At 48.9% G+C, this 22488-nt stretch carries 17 protein-coding genes; 11 read left to right on the forward strand and 6 right to left on the reverse strand.

All coding sequences use genetic code 11. The features are described 5' to 3' along the window. Window positions 1-105: 105 nt before the first annotated feature. The 7 genes from M2277_RS12715 to M2277_RS12745 all read left to right on the forward strand — a co-directional run bounded on the left by M2277_RS12715 (window position 106) and on the right by M2277_RS12745 (window position 9277). Window positions 106-912, forward strand: a complete 807-nt coding sequence (locus M2277_RS12715; RefSeq protein WP_280754859.1) for a CAP domain-containing protein — start codon at window positions 106-108, stop codon at window positions 910-912. Between the two features lie 147 nt (window positions 913-1059). Then, the gene (locus M2277_RS12720) at window positions 1060-1911 is read left to right on the forward strand and encodes a GDSL-type esterase/lipase family protein (RefSeq protein ID WP_280754860.1); all 852 of its coding nucleotides are present in this window, start codon (window positions 1060-1062) and stop codon (window positions 1909-1911) included. A 34-nt stretch (window positions 1912-1945) separates the two neighbouring features. Beyond that, window positions 1946-2914, forward strand: a complete 969-nt coding sequence (locus tag M2277_RS12725; protein WP_280754861.1) for an ABC transporter ATP-binding protein — start codon at window positions 1946-1948, stop codon at window positions 2912-2914. Further along, window positions 2907-3896: an ABC transporter permease gene (locus M2277_RS12730; RefSeq protein ID WP_280754862.1), complete on the forward strand. Its 990-nt coding sequence runs from the start codon at window positions 2907-2909 to the stop codon at window positions 3894-3896. The genes M2277_RS12725 and M2277_RS12730 overlap by 8 nt, the downstream gene beginning before the upstream one ends. Before the next feature lie 109 nt (window positions 3897-4005). After that, the gene (parE, locus tag M2277_RS12735; RefSeq protein WP_280754863.1) at window positions 4006-5985 is read left to right on the forward strand and encodes a DNA topoisomerase IV subunit B; all 1980 of its coding nucleotides are present in this window, start codon (window positions 4006-4008) and stop codon (window positions 5983-5985) included. Between the two features lie 11 nt (window positions 5986-5996). Beyond that, a complete protein-coding gene (gyrA, locus tag M2277_RS12740; protein ID WP_148247614.1) occupies window positions 5997-8456 on the forward strand; it encodes a DNA gyrase subunit A in 2460 nt (819 codons plus the stop codon). Window positions 8457-8845: 389 nt separating this feature from the next. Next, window positions 8846-9277: a MarR family winged helix-turn-helix transcriptional regulator gene (locus M2277_RS12745; protein WP_006209574.1), complete on the forward strand. Its 432-nt coding sequence runs from the start codon at window positions 8846-8848 to the stop codon at window positions 9275-9277. A 246-nt stretch (window positions 9278-9523) separates the two neighbouring features. Here M2277_RS12745 and M2277_RS12750 read toward each other — a convergent pair whose 3' ends face one another. The 4 genes from M2277_RS12750 to M2277_RS12765 form a co-directional block, all read right to left on the reverse strand. After that, the gene (locus M2277_RS12750) at window positions 9524-10258 is read right to left on the reverse strand and encodes an RluA family pseudouridine synthase (protein ID WP_280754864.1); all 735 of its coding nucleotides are present in this window, start codon (window positions 10256-10258) and stop codon (window positions 9524-9526) included. A gap of 4 nt (window positions 10259-10262) precedes the next feature. After that, the gene (locus M2277_RS12755; protein ID WP_063479212.1) at window positions 10263-11126 is read right to left on the reverse strand and encodes a class I SAM-dependent methyltransferase; all 864 of its coding nucleotides are present in this window, start codon (window positions 11124-11126) and stop codon (window positions 10263-10265) included. A 124-nt stretch (window positions 11127-11250) separates the two neighbouring features. After that, entirely contained in the window at window positions 11251-11769 is a 519-nt protein-coding gene (locus M2277_RS12760; RefSeq protein WP_006209578.1) for a GNAT family N-acetyltransferase, read from the reverse strand. Between the two features lie 159 nt (window positions 11770-11928). After that, complete coding sequence (locus M2277_RS12765; RefSeq protein WP_280754865.1) at window positions 11929-13887, reverse strand: endonuclease MutS2; 1959 nt, start codon at window positions 13885-13887, stop codon at window positions 11929-11931. A gap of 552 nt (window positions 13888-14439) precedes the next feature. On the opposite strand from M2277_RS12765, the gene pepF reads away from it, so the two are divergent. Further along, the gene (pepF, locus tag M2277_RS12770; protein ID WP_280754866.1) at window positions 14440-16239 is read left to right on the forward strand and encodes an oligoendopeptidase F; all 1800 of its coding nucleotides are present in this window, start codon (window positions 14440-14442) and stop codon (window positions 16237-16239) included. Window positions 16240-16337: 98 nt separating this feature from the next. Here pepF and M2277_RS12775 read toward each other — a convergent pair whose 3' ends face one another. Together M2277_RS12775 and M2277_RS12780 are read right to left on the reverse strand one after the other, a co-directional pair. Further along, window positions 16338-19343 carry a PAS domain S-box protein gene (locus tag M2277_RS12775; RefSeq protein ID WP_280754867.1) on the reverse strand — a complete coding sequence of 1002 codons (3006 nt, stop codon included), beginning with the start codon at window positions 19341-19343 and terminating at the stop codon, window positions 16338-16340. Window positions 19344-19576: 233 nt separating this feature from the next. Then, on the reverse strand, window positions 19577-19858 hold the full coding sequence (locus M2277_RS12780) for a GNAT family N-acetyltransferase (protein WP_006209583.1): 282 nt from the start codon (window positions 19856-19858) through the stop codon (window positions 19577-19579). A 136-nt stretch (window positions 19859-19994) separates the two neighbouring features. Between M2277_RS12780 and M2277_RS12785 the strand changes: the two genes are divergently transcribed. From M2277_RS12785 to M2277_RS12795, 3 genes are all read left to right on the forward strand, one after another. After that, entirely contained in the window at window positions 19995-20306 is a 312-nt protein-coding gene (locus M2277_RS12785; protein WP_006209584.1) for a hypothetical protein, read from the forward strand. Between the two features lie 130 nt (window positions 20307-20436). Beyond that, window positions 20437-20892: a VOC family protein gene (locus M2277_RS12790; RefSeq protein WP_006209585.1), complete on the forward strand. Its 456-nt coding sequence runs from the start codon at window positions 20437-20439 to the stop codon at window positions 20890-20892. Between the two features lie 145 nt (window positions 20893-21037). After that, window positions 21038-21634 carry a TetR/AcrR family transcriptional regulator gene (locus tag M2277_RS12795; RefSeq protein ID WP_280754868.1) on the forward strand — a complete coding sequence of 199 codons (597 nt, stop codon included), beginning with the start codon at window positions 21038-21040 and terminating at the stop codon, window positions 21632-21634. Window positions 21635-22488: the final 854 nt, after the last annotated feature.

Below are 22488 nucleotides of genomic sequence, written 5' to 3' on the forward strand. Positions count from 1 at the left end.
CAAAAATGTAACTATTGTTTGATCGTCCTACACTTAAGAAGTTCACACCAAAGAATGGACGGTCAGGCAAACTCTACAACTACGAGCATAGGGAGATGAGTATTCATGAATAACCAGTGGATAAAGAAAATCGCGGGTGGAAGTATTGCTGCTGTACTGGCTGTTGGCATTATGCTTCCAACTACGGCGTCTGCCGCACCTGCTGAGAGCAATAATTATTTGAACTGGCAGCAAAAGATTCAAAAATTTCTAGAGAGCCAAGGTTATGAATCACAATTCAAATGCGTAGTTCAGAAGCCGCAAACGGAAAAACCTCAGACAGACAAGCCAGCTGCTGAAACTCCAGAAGCAAGCAAGCCAGAGACAAGCAAGCCAGAGACAAGCAAGCCAGAGACAAGCAAGCCAGAAGCAAGCAAACCAGAAGCAAGCAAACCAGAAACAAGCAAACCGGAAACGAGCACACCAGAGGCTAGCAAACCGGAAACAAGCAATCCATCTACTACACCGTCCAAGCCTTCCGAGTCGACAGGTACCACGGAGCAATCCAATTTTGCTTCCGAGGTTGTGACGTTGGTGAATAAAGAACGTGCAAATGCAGGTCTGAAGCCGCTGACCGTACATGCAAAACTGACTACGGTAGCCGTTGATAAAGCAAAAGACATGAGTGACAACAATTACTTCAGCCACACGTCCCCGACGCATGGCTCGCCATTTGATATGATGAAAGCTTACGGTATTTCCTTCGGCTATGCTGGAGAGAATATTGCCAAGGGACAGCGCACACCACAAGAAGTGATGAACTCCTGGATGAACAGCCAAGGACACCGTGAGAATATCCTTTCTCCGAATTTCACCATGATCGGTGTAGGATACTACAACGGATACTGGGTTCAAGAATTCATTAGCCAATAAGCAATTAATATCATTTATATGAATCAGGACTGCCCCGAGCACGTCGTCAGACTGCGTCCGGGGCAGTCTTATTTGCGTGTTGCGATTTGCAAATTTTTTATAGAAGTCTTAAGGTAATGTAATGAGGAATTTTGTAGGGGGAATGTCATGAAATCATCTGCATGGATATGGCGTATTACTGCCTCCGTTTCGGTTATTGTAACGATTGTACTCATTCTGGGTTTTGTGTATGCTTTCAAGGATATTAATAATCCGCAAGGCGAGCCTTTGTTATCCGGAGGCGAACCAGAGATATCCGACGAAGAGGCAGCACCGGCGAAACCAGATCAAGGGCCATCCCTTCCTGCACTGCCGAAAGATCTGAGGGTAACAGCCATCGGAGATTCGCTTGCCAAAGGAACAGGTGACAACTCCGGAAGCGGGTTTGTACGTCGAAGCGTCGATCAGATGAACGGTGACGGGCGAACAGCCAAACTTCTGGCTAATCTGGCTATCAACGGAATGACAACCGAGGGGCTCCTGCCGAAGCTGGACGATAAAGGAATACAGTACGCGTTGAAGCAAGCAAACGTCATCATGCTCTCCATCGGCGGCAATGATATTTTTCAGGGGAGCGATTTAATGGAGGAGGCGACCAGCCCCGATGAGCTGGAGCTTGATCCTGCGAAGTTAATGGGGGCATTGCCAATGGCTTCCGAACGTTTGCAGGCGATTTTGGAAAAGATACGTTTGATCAACCCGGAGGCAAGAATTGTCTATGTCGGTTTGTATCATCCCTTTTCCGATTTGGAAGAATTGCTGATACCCGGCAATATCGTTGTTTCTGCATGGAATCAAGCGGCCATGGAAATCGTGAACAGGGATCCCAATATGACGTTGGTCCCGACATTTGATCTGTTCCAGCACAAGCTAGGCGAATATCTGTCGTCGGATCACTTTCATCCGAATGGTGCAGGATATCAGGCTATAGCGGATCGAATTGTGCAGGGAATGCTCTAGTCACAGAGACATGTCATATGGGGAGTTGGAATCGATGAACGAACAAGGGCAAGAAATCGTACTATCCGTCCAGCATGTAAAAAAGAAAATCGGTCGAAAATGGATTATACATGATGTCTCCTTTGACGTCCGTGCAGGAGAAATTTTTGGATTCCTCGGTCCTAACGGGGCTGGAAAGACAACCACAATCCGCATGCTGGTGGATTTGATTAAGCCGTCATCTGGTATGATCAGGGTATGCGGGTATGACGTCAACCGTCAGCAGGAACAGGCGCTGCGTTATATTGGATCCATTGTAGAGAATCCTGAAATGTATTCCTACATGACGGGATGGGAAAATCTCGAGCATTTTGCACGGATGCAGCCCGGCATCGATCAGCACCGGATTGAGGAAGTTGTAAACACCGTGAGGCTGGACCGAAGGATTCACGACAAGGTGAGCACGTATTCCCTGGGGATGAGGCAGCGCCTGGGGATTGCACAGGCACTGCTTGGCAGGCCCAAACTGCTTATTCTTGATGAGCCGACCAACGGTCTTGATCCGAAGGGGATCAAAGAGATGCGGCAGTTCATCCACCAATTAGCCGCGGAAGGGCTGGCGGTGTTTGTATCGAGTCATCTACTGAGCGAGATTCAGCTTCTGTGCAGCCGTGTGGCGATCATCAGCAGTGGAAGAGTGCTGGCGGTCGGTGAGGTTGACGAATTGATTGCAGGCAATAGTGATCATGTGATCTGGGATCTTAATCCGGCAGTGCAAGGGAAGAGGATTTTGCAAAAACTGGATTATTGTGAGATCGTTAATCATCCGGAGGAAGTGCTTGACGATAATCTGCTGGCAGGCATGTCGCCGGAAGCTGTTGTGACCCGAATCAGCTCGGATAATACGTCAAGGGCAGTGGAACGCTTGGTATCCGGGGGTGTACAGGTCCGGGAAGTTCACCGGATCAATCCTACGCTGGAGCAGCTGTTCCTGCAAATGACGGAAGGTGAGAGCATTGAGTAGTCTTTTGCCTCTGATCAAGAATGAGTGCATTAAGATCATAAAACGGAAGCGCTTCTATGTTGTCCTGCTTGTTCTGCTTGCTCTTGTACCCATGTTTACTTATGCCCAGATAAAATCGGCGGAGCGGAGCCAGGAGAAGTTCAACAGTGACTGGCGGCTTGAGCTTCAGCAGCGGATAACGGATAATGAGAATTCACTCAGCAGTGACAGGGTGCCGGATGAGTGGAAAAGATATCGTCTGATTTTTATTCAGCAAATGCAGTATTATTTGCAGCATGATGTGAATCCTAATCAACCAAACGGGGTTACATTCACGCGGGAGTTCCTGAACAATGCGATATCCCTGTTTATCCCGCTGCTCATTATGGCCATTGCATCGGATATTGTATCCGGCGAACGGACGACAGGAACCATCAAGATGCTGCTTACAAGGCCAGTCAAGCGCTGGAAGGTGCTGCTGAGCAAACTGATCGCCCTGATCATGTTTACATCTCTGATTGTATTGTCCACTTATATTATTGCTTATCTGATATCCGGTCTTGCCTTCGGGTACAAGGGATTTGATATACCGGTATTCACTGGCTTCCAGATCGTTGGCTCTGAGGTGGATATGTCAGGAGTTCATGCCGTGCCCCAGTGGAAGTACCTGCTGATGCAGGGCGGTTTGGTGTGGTTCGTTGGCATCTGTATAGGTATGCTTGCTTTTATGGTGTCGGTGCTGGTGCGCAGTACGGCGGCCAGCATCGTGATTATGATGGCGGCTCTGATTGCGGGCAATATATTGACCAATATGGCCTCGGCCTGGAGCAGTGCGAAATATTTGTTCATGGTGAACCTGAATTTGACAAATTATTTGGCAGGTAATTTGCCGCCGATTGAAGGGATGACATTGAATTTTTCTCTTATCGTATTGGCCCTCTGGGCGGCTTGTGCGGTTATTGTTTCATTCAGTGTCTTTACGAGAAGGGATATCTTGAATTAAAATGGACAAAGCATGAAACATTTGTTTGCATTTTTTTAGAGAACAGCGTTCTTCTAAAATATTGAACGAAGAAATACACTCGATACGTGAAATTGAAGGAGGAGCATGAATGGTCGAACAGATCGATATGTTTGCAGAGTCATCAAAGAATGGCGGTAACAGCCGTTCAGGATACGATGCTGACGACATTCAAGTGCTCGAAGGCCTTGTTGCGGTACGCAAACGGCCAGGCATGTACATAGGGAGCACAAGCTCGTCAGGCTTGCATCATCTGGTTTGGGAAATCGTGGACAACGCCGTAGACGAGCATTTGGCCAAGTACTGCTCGAGAATTGAAATTACATTGCATAAGGACGGTTCCGCGACGGTATACGATAATGGGCGCGGAATTCCAACAGGAATGCACAAGACAGGCATACCAACCCCGCAAGTTGTATTTACCATTTTGCATGCCGGGGGTAAGTTCGGAGGCTCTGGGTACAAGAAGTCCGGCGGTCTTCACGGAGTTGGCGCATCGGTTACGAATGCGTTGTCCGAATGGCTGGAAGTCGAAATTTACCGCGAAGGTAAAGTTCATCGCCAGCGCTTCGAATACTGGCAGGATGCCAAAGGGAAAGAGCATGTCGGTGAACCGGTAACCGGGCTTGAAGTGCACGGCAACACCAACAAAACGGGAACGAAGATTACGTTTAAACCGGATGCGCGTGTATTTACTACAGGCACGCATTTGAATTACGACACGCTTGCAGAGCGCTTGCAGGAAATCGCCTTCCTGAATTCAGGACTTCGCATTGTATTAAAAGATGAGCGAAGCGGAAATGGGGAAGAATTTTTCTATGAAGGCGGCGCAAGCCAGTTCGTACAGTTTTTGAATGAAGGCAAGGATGTACTGCACGATGTGATTCATTTCTACGCGGAGAAGGATGACATCGAGGTCGAAATCGCCCTTCAATATAATGCCGGTTATACGGAGACGCTGGCCTCATTCGTAAACTCTATCCCGACCCGCGGCGGCGGTACACATGAGACGGGTTTTAAGACGGCTTATACGCGCGTGATGAATGATTATGCCCGCAAGAACACTCTCCTGAAGGAGAAGGATAAGAATCTTGAAGGAAACGATCTGCGCGAAGGCATGATGACGGTCATCAGCGTCAAGATGGCTGAGGTTGAATTCGTCGGTCAGACGAAGGATCAGCTGGGAAGCGCCTCTGCCCGCAGCACCGTGGACAGCATCGTCACCGAGAAGATGCAGATTTTCCTTGAAGAGAATCCTCAGGTTGCCCAGACGCTGCTGAAGAAAGCCATTCAGGCGTCTAAAGCCCGGGAAGCGGCTCGTAAAGCACGCGATGAAATGCGCAGCGGCAAGAAACGCAGTGAAAGCTCGAACCTTGGCGGCAAGCTGACCCCGGCGCAATCGAAGGATTTTTCAAGAACCGAATTGTTTATTGTGGAAGGGGACTCCGCAGGAGGCTCTGCCAAGCAAGGACGAGATTCGAAAATCCAGGCCATTCTGCCTCTTAAAGGGAAACCGATGAATCCGGAGAAGTCGAAGCTTGCCGATATCTTGAAGAATGATGAATATCGTGCGATTGTCTCTGCGATTGGTGCGGGGATCGGCACGGAATTTACGGCTGGGGACAGCAATTATTCGAAGATTATTATCATGACCGATGCGGATACGGACGGCGCTCACATTCAAGTGCTGCTGCTCACGTTCTTCTACAGGTACATGAAACCGCTGATTGATGAAGGCCGTGTCTATCTTGCGCAGCCTCCATTATATAAAATCGCCAGCAAATCCGGGAAACTGGAAACGATTCGTTATGCCTGGACAGAAGGGCAGCTGGCTAATTACCTGAAGGAATTCAAGAATTATGAGCTGCAGCGTTATAAAGGGCTGGGTGAGATGAACCCGGAACAACTGTGGGAAACAACGATGAACCCGGAATCACGGACCTTGCTGCAGGTGCAGATCGATGACGCTGCCAAGGCGGAGCGTCGCGTGTCAACGCTGATGGGCGATAAGGTGGACCCTCGCAAGCGCTGGATTGTAGAAAATGTAAACTTCGCGGAGTTTGAGGAATAGAAGGTGAATGAATGAGTTTATCGGAGCAATTTTTACCGGCTTATCTGGAAGAGGTTGTAGGTGATCGATTCGGCAGGTATTCCAAGTATATTATTCAGGATCGGGCAATCCCGGACGTTCGTGACGGCCTGAAACCCGTTCAGCGGCGAATTCTGTACGCCATGTACGATTCGGGTAACACACCGGATAAACCATATCGTAAATCGGCGAAAACGGTCGGAGATGTGATGGGTAATTATCACCCTCACGGGGATTCATCGATCTATGAAGGCATGGTCCGTATGGCCCAGCCTTGGAAGATGGGGCATGTGCTGGTGGACGGTCACGGAAACTGGGGATCCCAGGATGATGATCCGGCTGCAGCGATGCGTTATACCGAAGCAAGGCTGTCATCCATTGCGATGGAGCTGCTGCGGGATATCGAGAAGCGGACCGTGCTGTTTAAGGACAATTTTGATAATACGGCCAAGGAGCCGGTTGTGCTGCCTTCACGGTATCCGAACCTGCTCGTTAACGGGGCAAGCGGGATTTCCGCAGGCTTTGCCACTGAAATTCCGCCTCACAATTTGCGGGAAGTGATTGATGCTTGTATTGCCGTCATGCAAAAGCCAGAGATTGAGCTGGCTGAAATTATGACCTTTATCAAAGGTCCGGATTTCCCGACCAGCGGCATCATTATGGGCGGCGAAGGCATTCTGGATGCTTATCGCACAGGTAAAGGGCGCGTCTATCTGCGGTCGAAGACGGACATTGAATCGCTTCGCGGCGGCAAGCAGCAGATAGTGATCACGGAAATTCCTTATCAGGTCGTTAAATCGAGGCTTGTCACCGCCATGGAGAACATTCGGCTTGAGAAAAAAGTCGAGGGCATTGCCGAGGTGCGGGATGAGAGCGGCCGCGAAGGGCTGCGCATCGTCGTTGAGCTGAAGAAGGATGCTGACGCAAACGGAATTCTTGCTTATTTGTTGAAGAAAACCGATCTGCAGATTACGTACAATTTCAATATGGTTGCCATCGTGAATAAAACCCCTCAGCAGCTGGGGCTCAAAGCGATGCTTACTGCTTATATCGAGCACCAGCGTGAAGTTGTCACCAATCGCACGCAGTTCGAGCTGGAGAAAGCGGAGGACCGGGCGCACGTATTGGAAGGTCTGGTTAAGGCCCTCAACATTCTGGACGAGGTTATTGCGGCGATTAAAGCCTCCAAAAACCGTCAGGATGCACAGAACAACCTGCAATGGATGTTCGGTTTCACGGAGCGTCAGGCCGATTCCATTCTGACTTTGCAATTATACCGCCTTACCAACCTTGAAATTCATTCCCTGCAAAAAGAACTGGACGAGCTGACGAAAAAAATCGAGGGTTTGCGTGCGATTCTGGACAGCGACAAAAAGCTGATTGCTGTCATTCGCAAGGAACTGCTCGAAATCCGTGAGAAGTACGGCATCGAACGGCGTTCGGTCATTCAGGAAGAAGTGGAAGAGATCAAGGTTAATCTTGAGGTGCTGGTTAATGCCGAAGATGTGCTCGTAACGTTGTCGAACGAAGGTTACATCAAGCGCACCAGCATGTTATCTTTTACGCGCAGCGGCGGTGAGCTGGGAAGCTCCGGCGTGAAGGATGGCGATTACATCACCCGTCTGTTTGAAGTCAACACACTGGAGAACTTGCTCATCTTTACAAGCCGGGGGCAATACTTCTTACTGCCGGTCCACCAGATTCCGGAGTACAAATGGAAAGATGCCGGCACCGCCATAGTCAATGTGATCCAAGTGCCAAAAGAGGATAACATCGTATCCGTCATACCGGTATCAAACTTTGAAGATCCAGGCAAATCGCTGGTATTTGTAAGCCGCAAAGGCCAAGTGAAGCGCACCGAGCTCAAGGATTATGCCACGAAGCGGGCTGGTGCGGTCGCTGCTGTCAAGGTTGCAGCGGATGACAGCATTATCCAGGTTGTCATGAGTGATGGCCATAAAGATATTGTGCTGATCTCCAAAGAAGGAATGAGCATCCGATTCAATGAACAGGAAGTCAATGCGATGGGACGCGTGTCCGGTGGGGTTCGGGGTATCCAGCTCCGTGACGGAGACGAGGTTGTTGCAGCTTTATGGGTGGAGAACGACGAGGGTGAGATTCTGACGATCACCGATCTGGGTTATGGCAAGCGCAGTCTGCTGCTGGATTACCAGGCTCAAAGCCGTGGCGGCAAAGGGATGGCTACGTTTGAGTTCAAGGAAGGAAAGCGGGTGAAGCCTAACGGCAGTGCCATTGCCGGGGCATTCTACTGCCGGGAACCTCTGCAGATTATGGCTTACAGCGAAGATGGACAAGCCTATCCGATTCATACGGAGCAGGTTCCGATCGCAGAACGGAAATCGATTGGCAAGCTTCTTGCCGATGTCGGCAAAAAAGGACAGATCGTGGATTTGGTCAATCTGCCCATTACGGAGACAGGCAAAGAAAGTTGAACATAGATTATCTAATCAGCATAATCCTGAGAGTGTAAGATGGACAATAAGCACCTTCGATGATATTTTGTCGAGGTGCTTTTGTTATATTCTGCGTTTACCGAAAGAGGACATTTTACATTTATACTATTTGACATATGTCTGGCATTGTCGAAGTTGAGTGAACCTTGAAATACGCCGTCATATAAGGGATATCAGGTTTTGTCGCTTGATTGGAAATTATATTTTTTAACGAAAAAAGAAGGATATTGCGAGGTCTCCCGCGAAAAGTTAATCCTATAAACTAATATGAAAAGCATGACTTCGGTGGAATTCTATCGTTTCGAGTTTGACCACAACACGCTTGTGATGATCGATCTTGACAGACATAACGGAAAGGACGGGATAATATGCATACTGCCGAATTTGCCAAAGTGTGGTCCAAGCTGGCCAAGGATTATAAACTCCATATGGAAGCCGGATTAGCACCTACATTGACGGAGCCACAACTGATGGTGCTGGAGGTGCTTGCAGAGCAGAAGCGGATGAAACCATCCGATTTCATTCCATACTTGGCAACAAGTCCGGCTGCTGTGACGATGCTGCTGGACCGGATGGAGAAGAACGGATTGATCAAACGAGAGCGGGACGTGCATGACAGACGGATCGTGTGGGTTACGATATCCTATAAAGGTCGCGAGGAATATACGCGGGGGCTGCAGGTAAGGGAAGAGTATCTTTCCCAAATTCTGAACCGCATATCATCCCATAATCAACAACTGCTTGTCTATCTGTTAGGAAAAATCAACACAGCACCACAGGAAGTTTTGGTAGAAGCATAGAGTGAAAAGCCCCTGAGCGAGACTACACCTTGCAGCTCACGCGTGGGGCCAGCCAAGTTTAGCCCTAGCAAACCATCCTGGTGCCGGAAATTTCATGCGGTATTTGCTTGCAAGGAGAGACGTTGCCCTATTCTTCGGCATGCTGTAAGCAATGTAAAGGAATAACATATTACTTTCATTTCCATAATCGTTAAGTAAGACAAAAAAACGAAATCCATTAGGAAGGATTTCGTTTTTTTTGTGATTTTATCGGTAAGCTTGTAACGCCAGCTCCAGTTTATCCAGGGAGAATGAGGTCCAGGGATACACGGGAGGCGGCATCGAGTGTATGGAAATGTCCTCTTTGGTAACGGGGTGAGGAAATCCAACCAGCACAGACCATAACGCAATTTGCTGACCCGCTTTATTCACCTTGCTGCCATATTTCTGATCCCCGAACAATGGATGCCCCGCATGGTTAAGCTGGACACGGATCTGATGTGGTCTGCCCGTGTGCAGCTCGATCAGGACAAGACTGAAGCCTTCCGAGGTTTGGAGCGCCGTATAGTCCAGAATGGCTTCCTTCGCCCCGTCAGTGCCTTCTGAAGTCACATGGACGGTATTGGTCTTTGCATCCTTATACAGCATATCCACGAGTCGGCCGGAAGGCTTCGAAGGAATGCCGTGAACGACCGCTACATATTGCTTGCGGAAGCTGCGGCTCCGAACTGCTTCGGATAATCGGGAAGCGGCTTTGGAGGTCTTGGCAAATACCATTGCCCCTCCAACGGGACGGTCAAGTCGATGCACCAGACCCAAAAATACGTTGCCGGGTTTATTAAAGCGCTCCTTGATGTCCTGCTTTAGTATGGTCAGCATGTCGGGATCTCCGGTAGCATCCTCCTGAGAAGGGACATTCACCGGTTTAGCCACGCCTAACACATGATTATCCTCGAACAGAATCGGTACGACCGGGTACACTGCGGATTCCCGTCTGCTCATCGATTTAGGACTCCCATCGACCCAGGATGCCGCAAGGCAGGTTCATGCCGGTTCGAGTGATCGGTAATCCGATCTCGCCTGCACTGATCGTACCGCCGTACTTCGGTTTCATGGTCATGGTCAGCATGTTGTTCAATACCGTAGGGGAAATGCCGGTCGTATAGGAGTTAATCAGCATAAACAGCGGATTATCGGATACGATGTTCATGCAGCTTTCCAGGAACGGGTACAAACTCTGTTCAAGCTTCCACGTTTCCCCGCTAGGTCCGCGGCCATAGGAAGGAGGGTCCATAATAATCGCATCGTATTTATTCCCCCGACGCTCTTCCCGCTGTACGAATTTAAACACATCATCCGTAATATAACGGATAGGGCGATCGGCAAGGCCGGATAATGCAGCATTCTCCTTAGCCCATTGGACCATGCCTTTTGCAGCATCGACATGAACCACCTGTGCGCCTGCAGACGCTGCAGCAACCGTAGCACCTCCGGTGTAAGCGAACAGGTTCAGTACGCTTATCGGCCGACCTGCCGCTGCGATCTTGTCCATCATCCAGCGCCAGTTGGCAGCCTGCTCCGGGAACAGACCAGTATGTTTAAAATTGGTGGGTCGAATATGAAATTTCAATTGGTCGTACGAGATGGTCCACCGATCCGGCAGCTGCTTTTTCATATCCCACTGACCGCCGCCGGACGAACTGCGGTGATAGTGTCCGTGAACACTGCGCCATTCTCCGTCTTCTTGCTCAATCGGCCATATAATCTGCGGGTCCGGGCGTCTGAGAATGACATCTCCCCAGCGCTCGAGCTTTTCCCCGCCCCCGGTATCGATAACCTCGTAATCTTGCCAATCCTGAGCTACATACATGTTGAAAACCATCCTTCAAATAGTCATTTAGACTATATTGTACAACATATTTGAAGATGAATGCCACCAAGGATTAGGCGGATCGCTCTAACCGATTCGCATGATGTGGTCTTTGGAGTAGAGCTTAGCCCAGTTCTTCAAATGCTGGATGGAACCGGAACTCTCCATGCAGGCTGTGGAGTGCCCCTTCCTGAAGCTCAGCAACCATGAAAACTTCGTCCGAAACGGTAAACTGGGTCATCTCCATCCCGTAGTTCCTGGCCTGTACAAAACCGTACCTAGGATAGTACGACGGATGGCCGAACAGAAAGACAAGGGGATAGCCAAGCGACCGACACCGCCGTTTACCTTCTTCGATGAGTTTGCCGCCAATTCCTTGACGTTGAAATTCCGGAAGCACAGCCAGCGGCGCCAGTGCGGCGACAGAATGGGCATGACCTCCCTCCCAAAGCGCGGCCTGGCTAAACATAATGTGCCCCGTAATCTTCCCGTTTTCTTCCGCAACGATGGACAGCTCCTGCTGAAAGGAATTATCGGCACGCAGCCGTTGTACCAGAATGGCTTCTTCCTGTCCCGGAAAAGCACGGGTGAGAAGGGTGTGTACCTTCTCGTAATCTGCTCCAGTTTCAGTCCGAATGTTCATAGATATCTCTCCTTAAAACATAAAATGGGTTATCGTTTCCGATGATCCGATGCGACACCGACTCTAAAATTTTGAACATCGTGCGCACGGCTCCCTGTGCGCACGATGCGTGGTTCGGGGTATGCTTCTGATGGCTGGTTGGCCATAACAAAGTGCGAGTCACTCGGGCTTCTTTTCAATCTCAAGTCCTTCAATGTGTTTGCGTTTCATTATGCTGCGTTTCTTCCGATTCTCTTTACTCTCAAATACGATGTCAAGATCATAATCGTCCGGATACAGATCCTCTGCTGCAATGTAAGGCTTCAGGCGTTTATGGTTAATCCTCATTCTGTCCTTCTGTATCAAGACGCCTACATTACCCCTTGCATCTATAGTTTCATACACGGTACCGCTTCGTTTCAAATAAGGTACATAGACTCGATCTCCGAGATGGAAGGGAGAGGAAGAGGAGGCTTCGTCCTCACTCGCCTTGACGTCCGTTAACTCGTTCGGCTTGACTGGGGGAAGGACAGGGAGTTCCGGTGAGCTCGATTCCTCCAAGCCTACGGGATCCCTGCTTTCTCGATGTACAACGGCTGTATTGCCGCTGGAAATTCCCGCTTCCGTGATTTCGCGTGATCTGGCGATAATGGCTTCAGGAATGCCCAGCTTGGCTGCGATGACAAAGGCATAGCTGTGGCCGGCTTCCCCGATCCGGAGGCGATAGAGCGGCTCCAGCGTCTCGGCATCGAATTCCATTCGTGCGTTCTCAAAGCCTGGCGTACGTTCCGCAAAATTTTTGATTTCGGTAAAATGGGTGGTAACCACAACGGTAGCCTGACGTTTATGCAGTTCCTCCAGGATGGCAATGGATAAGCCTACACCTTCTCCCGGGTCCGTCCCGGACGCCATTTCATCCAGCAGCACGAGCGTTGAGCGGCCAGCCGTCTGCAATATGTCGCGGATGTTGCGAATGTGTGCAGAGAAGGTGCTGAGGGCATGCTCCAGGCTCTGCCCATCTCCGATATCCACGGAAACCTCGTCAAAGACGGCACAGTGGCTGTCTTCCGCTACAGGTACCAGCAGACCGGATTGAACCATCACCGTAATGAGTCCAACCGTCTTGATCGCCGAGGTTTTACCGCCCGTATTAGGACCTGTGATGATCAGTGTTTTGTAACGGTTCCCAATGGTGAAGTCCAGCGGCACCATGGAAGAGCCGATCAGCGGGTGAACGGCCGATTTCAGGAGGATAAACCCTTCCTGGTTCAAATGGACATTGCGTCCGCCTATGGAAATGGCATATTTGCCCCTTGCGATAATGTAGTCATAGATCCCGACCGTATCCGCGTTGGTTCTCAGTTCGAATTGATACTGCTCGGTGAGTGCGGTCAAATCACTCAGAACCTTGGTTTCTTCCCGTGCCTCGTCCGAATGAAGAAGGTTCAACTCCACTTGGAGTCCCTGCAGGTCAGATGGTTCAATGAATACCGTCTGCCCGCTTGCCGATTCGTCCAGAATCGATCCGTTCACGAGTTTGCGATGCTCCTTCTTGATAGGCAGCACATAACGTCCTCCTCGCTTGCTGATGACACTCTCCTGCATGATCGCTTTATAACGGCTCATAAGGCTGTCGAGCTTCCGCTTGATCCGTTCCTCGGTTACGATTATTTTTTTGCGGATTTTAGCCAGATCTTTGCTGGCCTGGTCCACGACGCGGCCACCGTGAATGCTGCGTTCAATTTCGGACAGCAGCGGCCGCAGCTCATGCATGGAGGAGGCGTAGGAGCTTATCGTCGGTGCGATGCCGCTCTTGGCATTCATATATTGAATGAGCTGCCGGCAGCTTCTCAGATACTGGACCATATTCCCGAAATCTCGTTCAGACAGCACATATCCTGTGCCGAGCAGATCTAAAATCATCTCGACTCCTTCCAGTGATGGAATGGGTACGCTCGCTCCGGTATGGAGCAGAATTCTTGCTTCCTCGGTTTCATTCAATTTATGGCGGATGGCTTTCATTTGGGTGAGCGGCGCCATTTTCCGTATATACTCGATACCCAGGTATGAAACGGCAAAGCGTTCGAGATCGGTGCGAATATTCTCATATTCTAATTTGTTTAATGCAAATGGATTCATGGTTTTCGGTTCTCCTTTTTCTGGAAATGAGTGTCATGCAACGCAAAAAAGGGCGGAAAGTGAACTACTAAGGTTCACTTTCCGCCCATAGGCCGTTATTCTGATGGGTACGGTGTGATGGGATAGCTCCAAATAACCCCTGTTGTAGCAGAGGGGAGACCCAAAAAATCCGCGCTGAACTCAGCACGGATCACCATATCATATCGGAATAAACCCAAAGGGGCTTCAATTGATATCCGCAGTTCTTAACTAATTCAACGGACGAAATGAATAACCATCAAAAAATAAACATAGCCCTAAGTAGGGAATGTCCATAATTTTCCATTTCGACCCATATGAAATTTGGTTAGTTAAGAACGACCACCGACATCAAAATCTCTCCTTTAGATCAGAGTATGGGATAACTATATCCATAAACAGGTCCGGAAGTCAAGATAGAAAATCGGATACGCTCCAGAAATAAACTGTGATATGATGGAATTGTTATTCTTTTACTAATATTTAGTGAGGAATATGTGGTCATGAGATTATAAGACATGAGGAGCTGTTTCCATGGGAAAAATGCTGACACGTAGTGAGGTTCCGATTGAAGCTACCTGGAATCTGGATGATTTATTTGTCTCGCAAAACGAATTTGAAGCGGGTTTAAAAGCGCTTGAATCGCAGGCCGCTGAATTGACAAGATTTAAAGGCAAGCTAGGTGAAGGTGCCTCTGTTCTTCTGGAATGCCTGAACGAACAGGAAGTTTTGATGGAGAGCATCAGCAAAGTCGGGGCATATGCCAGACTTCGACAATCCGAAGATGGAACCAACCCGCTTAATTTGGCAAATTCGGCGAAAACCGGTGATGTGTTATCCCGCATCCAGTCCTCCCTGACATTCATTGAATCGGAGCTGCTGGATCTTGAAGAAGGGATTATCGATCAGTACATAACAAACAACCATGGGCTCGCTCCTTACGCCCGAAGCTTGAATCTGCTGCTGGAATCCAAGCCGCACCGCCTGAGCCCTGAGACGGAAAGCGTGCTCGCATCACTCGGAGAGGTGCTCGGTTCGCCTTACCGCATATACCTGCGCAGCAAGCTGTCGGATATGACTTTTGATGATATCCAAGTGAACGAAGATACGAAGCCGGTCTCGTTCCGTTTATACGAGAATTCTTATGAGATGTCCGAGGATGCACAGCTTCGCCGTGAAGCCTTTGCTTCATTCTCGAAATCATTGCACGGCTCTCGTCATACATTTGCTGAAGCCTACGCCACGGAAGTGAAGAAACAAGTAGTGCTTTCTCGCCTTCGCGGATACGATTCCGTAACGGATATGCTGTTGAAGCCGCAGCAAGTGACAATGGAAATGTACAACAATATTCATGATACCATCCTGACGGAGCTTGCTCCTCATATGCGGAGGCTCATGAAGCTGAAGAAGCGTGTGCTGGGACTGGATCAAATGCTGTTCTGCGATCTGAAAGCACCGATGGATCCGGATTTTAATCCAAGCGTAACCTATGAAGAGGCTTGCTCGACCATCTCTCAAGCGCTGTCGGTTCTTGGGCCGGAATACGGTGAGATCGTTGAGTCAACGTTCACCAAGCGCTGGGTGGATTACGCCGACAATATCGGTAAATCCACGGGTGCCTTCTGTTCCTCCGTTTACGGTGTGCATTCCTATATTCTGATGGCATGGGCGGACAATATGCGAAATGCCTTTACGCTGGCGCATGAGGTTGGGCATGCAGGTCATTTGATGCTGGCTGCCCATAATCAGAGCATCACGAATGCCCGTCCTTCGATGTATTTCATCGAAGCACCTTCAACGATGAACGAGCTGCTGCTGGCGGATCACTTGCTCAGTCAATCCGAGGATAAGCGGATGCGCCGGTGGATTATTCTTCAACTGCTGAGCACGTACTATCATAATTATGTGACACATCTTCTCGAAGCGGAGATGCAGAGAAGGATATACCGTCTTGCGATGGCGGATGAGCCGATTACGGCAGATAAGCTGTCTGAGCTTAAGGGCGCGGTGCTCTCGGACTTCTGGGGAGACGCAGTGGAGCTGGATGAAGGCGCAAAACTTACCTGGATGCGACAACCGCATTATTACATGGGGCTTTATCCGTATACGTATGCAGCGGGATTGACTGCTTCAACAGCGGCAGCGCAGCTGATTCGTGAGGAAGGGCAGCCGGCCGTAGACCGCTGGCTTCAGGTTCTCAAAGCCGGAGGCAGCAAGAGCCCGCTGGAATTGATGGCGATGGCAGGTGTGGACATGTCCACGTCCGAGCCGATTTCCAAAGCGGTAGCTTATGTAGGAACTCTGGTAGACGAGCTGGAATCCTTATACGAGTAGAGCGATATTCGTTCATTGAACAAAAGGGTGGTCCACAGCCTGCATTGGCTGTAGATCACCCTTTTTGTGCGGATGGAGACAATAAGTCCTCATATTACTTATCCTGATCCATCTTCATTTAGCGTACGTGTCGGAATGGTAAAGTAGAAGGAGGAACCAAGCTGCTCCCGGCTCTCAACGCCGATGACACCACCCATTAACTCGACCAGCTTTTTGCTTATCGCGAGCCCTAGTCCAGTCCCGCCATATTTACGATTCAGGGAGGGATGAAGCTGAGAGAATGACATGAACAGCAGATGCTGCTGCTCGGCCGGTATGCCGATTCCGGTGTCCTTCACTTGGAAAGCAAGGGTGAACTCCTGAGTTCCCGTTCTGTGCAATCCCTCGACACTCATCGAGATGCTGCCCTCATTCGTAAATTTGATTGCATTGCTGATCAGATTAACAAGCACTTGCCGCAATCGCAAGCCATCGCCGATGATCACATCGGGAACCGTGGTGTTTATGCTGCACGATAGCAACAAACCTTTTTCCTTGGCCTTGGCCGAGAATAAATCGACAATGCTCTCAAGCAAAGCTTGTACATCGATCGGCTCAGAATTGAGGGTCATATTGCCGGTTTCGATTTTGCTGAAATCCAGGATCTCGTTCAGAATGTGCAGCAGGGAGCCGCTGCTTTCCATGAGAATGTCCGTGTAATTACGCTGATCCTCATCGAGCTCGGTTGTCTTCAACAGTTCAATCATGCCGATAATTCCGTTCATCGGTGTTCGCAGCTCATGGCTCATCATGGTCAAAAACTCCGTTTTTGCTTGATCGGCTCGTTCAGCATTCTCCTTAGCCCGGATGATTTCTTTTTCGTCGGTGATATCGCGGAACACCATGACAGCGCCCTTGCGTTCACCCTGATCCCAGATCGGATTGACCTGGTAATCTGCAAGAAAGCTGGTGCCATCTCCGCGCCAGAGTACGATCTCGGCTCTTGACAGCGGAGTTCCCTGCCTGACAGCCTGTACAAGAGGGGAATCCTCGCCCCGATAGAAGGTGCCGTCATGGCGAATCTCTTTTACAATCTGATCACAGGGTCTCCCGATGGTGGTAAGGGGCTCGTAATCAAGCATGGCTGCACCAGCCGGATTGATGAATGCGACCTGACCGTGAATATCCAGTCCAATAATCCCCTCGGATACCGTGTTAAGCAGCAGGGATAACTCCCGGCTGAGTTTTTTGATCTCTTCCATGGTGCGTATACGTTCGGTAATATCCCTTGTAATGCCATAGACGCCAACCACTTCATCATCTACAAAAATCGGAATGTTAATGGTATTGATCTCGATGGGATGGCCGTCCTTATGAATAATGGTCAGATCATAGCTTTGTGGTCTGCCTTCCTTCGCCAGGTTAAAATGGTATAGCGTGCGAGCCATATCTTTTTCCGCTACAATCGGTCCGAAATACATGCCGACTAATTCGTCCAATGTATAACCCGTCAGCTCCTGCAGGTTGTGGTTGGCCGTTAAATAATCGCCGTCCAGATTCATGGAGTAAACGGCAGATGGATTGTATTCAAAAAGAGAGCGGTAGCGCTGTTCATTCTCCTTTAGTTTAAATTCCATCATTTTGCGTTCGGATATGTCGCGGGCAATCGAGATAATCTCGTTCCTCTGATTGTCCTGCGTGCTAATGTACTTGCAATTGACTTCAAACCAGATGTGCCTGCCATCCTTATGTATATAGCGGAAGGTGATCGGTGTGAGCAATTTCCCGACCAGGCAGCTGCTAAAATACTCCTGAAGCGAGGGAATATCCTCGGCGTACACGTAATCAAAAGCACTCGTACCCACCATCTCTTCCGGACGATACCCGAGGAGAGAATAACAGGAGGGGGAGCAGTATAAAAATGTTGAACATTCGATGGTGCTTCTCGATATAAAATCAAGCGAGTTTTCGGTGATGAGCTTGTACTTGTTCTCATTGTCCAGCGACTGCTGTTCAATCAATACCTGCTCGGTAATATCCTGGGCCATACCCACCATCTCAATGGGCCTGCCATCGTTCGTAACGGAGACCTCCCACTGCGCTCGGATCGTCCGAATATGTCCGTCATGAAGCTTGATCCGATAGATGACTTCATCGGCTGTACCGACAAGAGCTTTTCTTACGATGGACTCTACGCGTTCGCGGTCTTCCGGTATGACCATTGCCAGCAGTGAATCATGATTTGATTCGATGGTGCTGATCTGGTATCCATAGATTCGCCTCATTTCCTCGCTGTAGGTTAACGTATGCGTGATCAAGTCCCAACGCCAGGAGCCGATCTTGGCGATTCGCTGCGCCTGGGCTAATGTGTCCTCATCGATTTTACGCTTGGTTATGTTGCGCGCGATGGCAAGGACTTTCGAAATCTCGCCTTTCGTTCCCCGTATCAGCTGGAAGGACGTTTCAAACCATAAATAATGGCCATTCTTATGGCGGATACGGCGTATGAAACTATGGTCATCCGAAAATAGCTTTCCGGGTTCCTTCATTTGTTCAGAATCAACTTCATGATAGAAGGCTGCTCGATGCTTCCCAGTCATTTCCTCTTGGGTATAGCCAAGTATGTCTGTTGCAGAGGGTGAGATGTATTCAATGATTCCGTCTTCGCTGCTAATGGAAATTAGATCTTGTCCGCTCTTGAAGATGAGTGCAAGCAATTCATCATTCTTGATGACCGGCAGAGAAGTTACTTCCTGGACCGTTTCTTGTCCAAGACAGCATAATATCCACGGAGCCTCTCCAGGTGAAGGATGCTCAAGCAGCGATATATCCACGGATACCGAAAATCTGCTGCCATCCTGACGAATGAAAAAAGAATCTTTTTTTAGACGGGATGTTCTGTCATTAGTTAAAGATAGTAGTGTTTGGTTGATGGATAGGTCGGATAGCACTTGGATTTCGGAAGGTTTGCGCTGCAGCAGTGCAGAACGCTCCGATTCGATAAGTTCGCAGAACCGGTCGTTGACCTTAACTACCTGCTCGTCAACCGCAGAAATCAGGATTGCCCCGAGGGGCAGCTTGTTAAACATCTGTTCCCAGACCCAATCTTCCGCTGCGTGCGTCATGATATCAGTTGCCTCCCTGAGCTAAGCTTATACCATCTGATCATAGTGGATAGGATCACTCTATCGCAATAGATATTCCCAAATTTCAATATGAACTTGGAAATAATGGACATATGAAAGCCAACCGATAAGAGAAGCAATCTTATGGCTGGCTAAGGTCCTAAGGTCGAGCTAAAAGGTAGATCCGTTCTCAATGAAATATAATAGGATAGGATGCTGTTCCGATCCGGAGGCTATTTGTAGAGCAATACGCGATCGTCCAGGTTTTTGTCAAAATAATGCCCGGCATAGGAGCAGGCGGGGATGATTTTCAGCTCTTCCTCGCGCGCATAATCTATGACCTTGCGGACAAGCTCGTCTGCAAGCCCTTGTCCCCGAAGACCTGGTGAAATATAGGTATGGTCAATGCTGATCACACCTTCTCCTTGAGGGGAGTAGGAGATTTCCGCTACTGTTTTTCCGTTATCTTCAAGAAAAAAACCTCCGGTTCTAGCCTGTATACTTTGTTTATCCATGATGTTCTGCCCTCCTTATATTTGGTTGTACTATACCCGTATTTGGCATGGATTAAACGGGAATAGCAGGTAGGCGAACACCCTTGGCGGGCCGTTTGCATACAATGCGATTAGAAGATAATGAAGGAGGAGCATCATGAACAATTATACCAATCAACAGCAAATGCTGTTTCAATGTGACCATCAGTTGGTGCATTCCATGAAGAAGCATAGAGAAAACGCTCATGCAGCCATGAAAAATGTCATGAATCGCAAGGTAAGAGTCCATACGATGGATGATGAAGCTTTTGAAGGTACAGTCATTAATGTAGATGCAAAGAATGTGTACATTCTTGTAGAACAAGGAAACAGAGGATTCTATCCCGGTTATCCTCCCTTTGGGCCCAATCCTAATGTAATATTACCGCTTGCATTGTTCAATTTATTGGCTGTCAGCTTGCTGTGGTAGCAAGCAGAAGAATCTGCAGTTAACGCTGCAGGTTCTTTTTTTATGCGAAGGTATTGAAAATTATTGTTTACATACATACAGTATGTATGTTAAATTGGATTCATCCCAAATATAAGGAGATGTTTCCCATATGAAGCTTCAAGGATTTTATCCCGTTATTATGACAAAGCAAATAGCCGAAAGCGCAGAGTTTTACACGCGGCTATTTGGATTTGAGATTGTTTTTGAAGCCGATTGGTATGTAAGCCTGAAATGGGGAGAACAAGGGAAGAACTCCTATGAACTCGCCTTTTTGTCTAAAGATCACCCTACGGTTCCTTCCGCTTATCAGGCGAATGTACAAGGACTGCTTCTAAATTTTGAGGTGGCGGATGTTGATGCGGAGTACGAAAGGCTTATAATAAATGAGAAGCTGCCGCTTCATCTGGATATTCGGGACGAGGAGTTTGGCCAACGGCATTTCATTACCAGCGACCCGAATGGGGTGCTTATCGATGTTATCAAGATCATCCCGCCTTCACAGGCCTTTCTGGAGCAGTACAACGAGGATGTATGGTCATCCGACGAGAGCGGAGCTGGAAAATGAGTGTGTCCATCCCTGCATGATTGTTTTGTTAACGGAGCTGGCATATCTTCTATCGGATGAAATAAAGCCGCTTGCGTCTGAGTGTTAGGGCTGGTATCGTCGAATTTAATATCAGTATTTTTGTATAGGAGAGAACCTGCATACTATGAGAAGAAGCAAAAGCGAGACCCATGGGACCATTCAACTGCTGCTGAAGGTAGCCAGAGCCCACTTTACGGATAAGGGTTATGCGAATACAGCACTGGAGGAGGTTGCTGACGAAGCCAAGGTTACTCGCGGCGCGCTGTACCATCATTTTAAGAATAAACAAGGTTTATTCCTTGCCGTGCTTGAGTTAGTGCAAACGGAAATTGCAGATCGGGTAGAACAGGAAGCGACTAGCTCAGAGGATCCTTGGAATCAGCTGCTGCTTGGCTGTCGTGCCTTTATCACTGCCGTGGTAGAGGCGCAAAACAAGCGAATCATGCTTATTGACGGTCCCAGTGTTGTGGGCTGGGAGGCTTGGCGCGAGATGGACGAGCAGAATTCGATGACTCATCTGAGAGAGCAGCTGGTCTTGATGCAGGAACAGGGAATTCTGAAGCCGGTTCCTGTGGATGCATTAACCCATGCCTTGTCAGGGGCGTTAAATGAATGCTCGCTATGGATCGCACAGATGCCGGAAACGGCTGGAGGCCTTCAGGAAACGATGGATGTGATAACAGGAATGCTCGAGGGATTCAGGATGAAGTCCTTGGCCTGAAAGCCATGTAAGCGAAGAGAATTAAGAGAAACCGATCCTGAACCAGGGTCGGTTTTTTGGCCTTGTGGATCTCGTAATGATTATTATGGGGCGTGAGGAGTGAAGGGGCGTTTGCAGAGACCAGGTGAGCCGTAGAGTAACAGAGTAAGCAGTAGGGCGACAAGGAATAGGTGAGCAATAGACACAAGGTAAGTAGAGCTACAGAATGGGCAGTAGGGTAACAGGGTGAGCAGTAGAGGCAGTAGAGTACAAGGTAAGTCTAGAGCAACGGGAGAGCAGTAGAGTAACAAGGAGAGCAGGTAGAGTAACAGTGTAAGCAGTAGAGTACAAGGTAAAACGTAGAGCAACGGGAGAGCAGTAGGGCAACTAGATGAACAGTAGAGCAACAGAGTGAGCAGTAGGGCAACGGGAGAGCAGTAGAGTAACAGGGTGAGCAGTAGAGTAACAGTATAGGCAGTAGAGTACAAGGTAAGCCGTAGAGCAACGGGGGAGCAGTAGGGCAACAGGTGAGCAGTAGAGTAACAAGATGGGCTGACGAGCAACAGGGTGAGCAGTAGGGCAACTAGATGAACAGTAGAGCAACAGAGTGAGCCGTAGGGCAACTAGATGAGCAGTAACGCAACAGAGTAGGCAGTAGAAAATCTTACGGACCTCATGGCCGTTATATGCTAATATCGTGCTCTATTCCAAATCTAACGGACCAGAGATACGCTATACAACCATAATCCGCCTTGAATACCCGTTTTTACTGTTAATTAGGACTCTGGTGTCCGTTAGTTTTATAAAAGAGGCGGATATTTTCGAATAACGTCTGCTTAGTCCGTTAGAAATTTTGGTTCTGGTTCGAAGCATAC

Source organism: Paenibacillus sp. LBL, assembly GCF_029893715.1.
Lineage (GTDB): Bacteria > Bacillota > Bacilli > Paenibacillales > Paenibacillaceae > Paenibacillus_AQ > Paenibacillus_AQ glucanolyticus.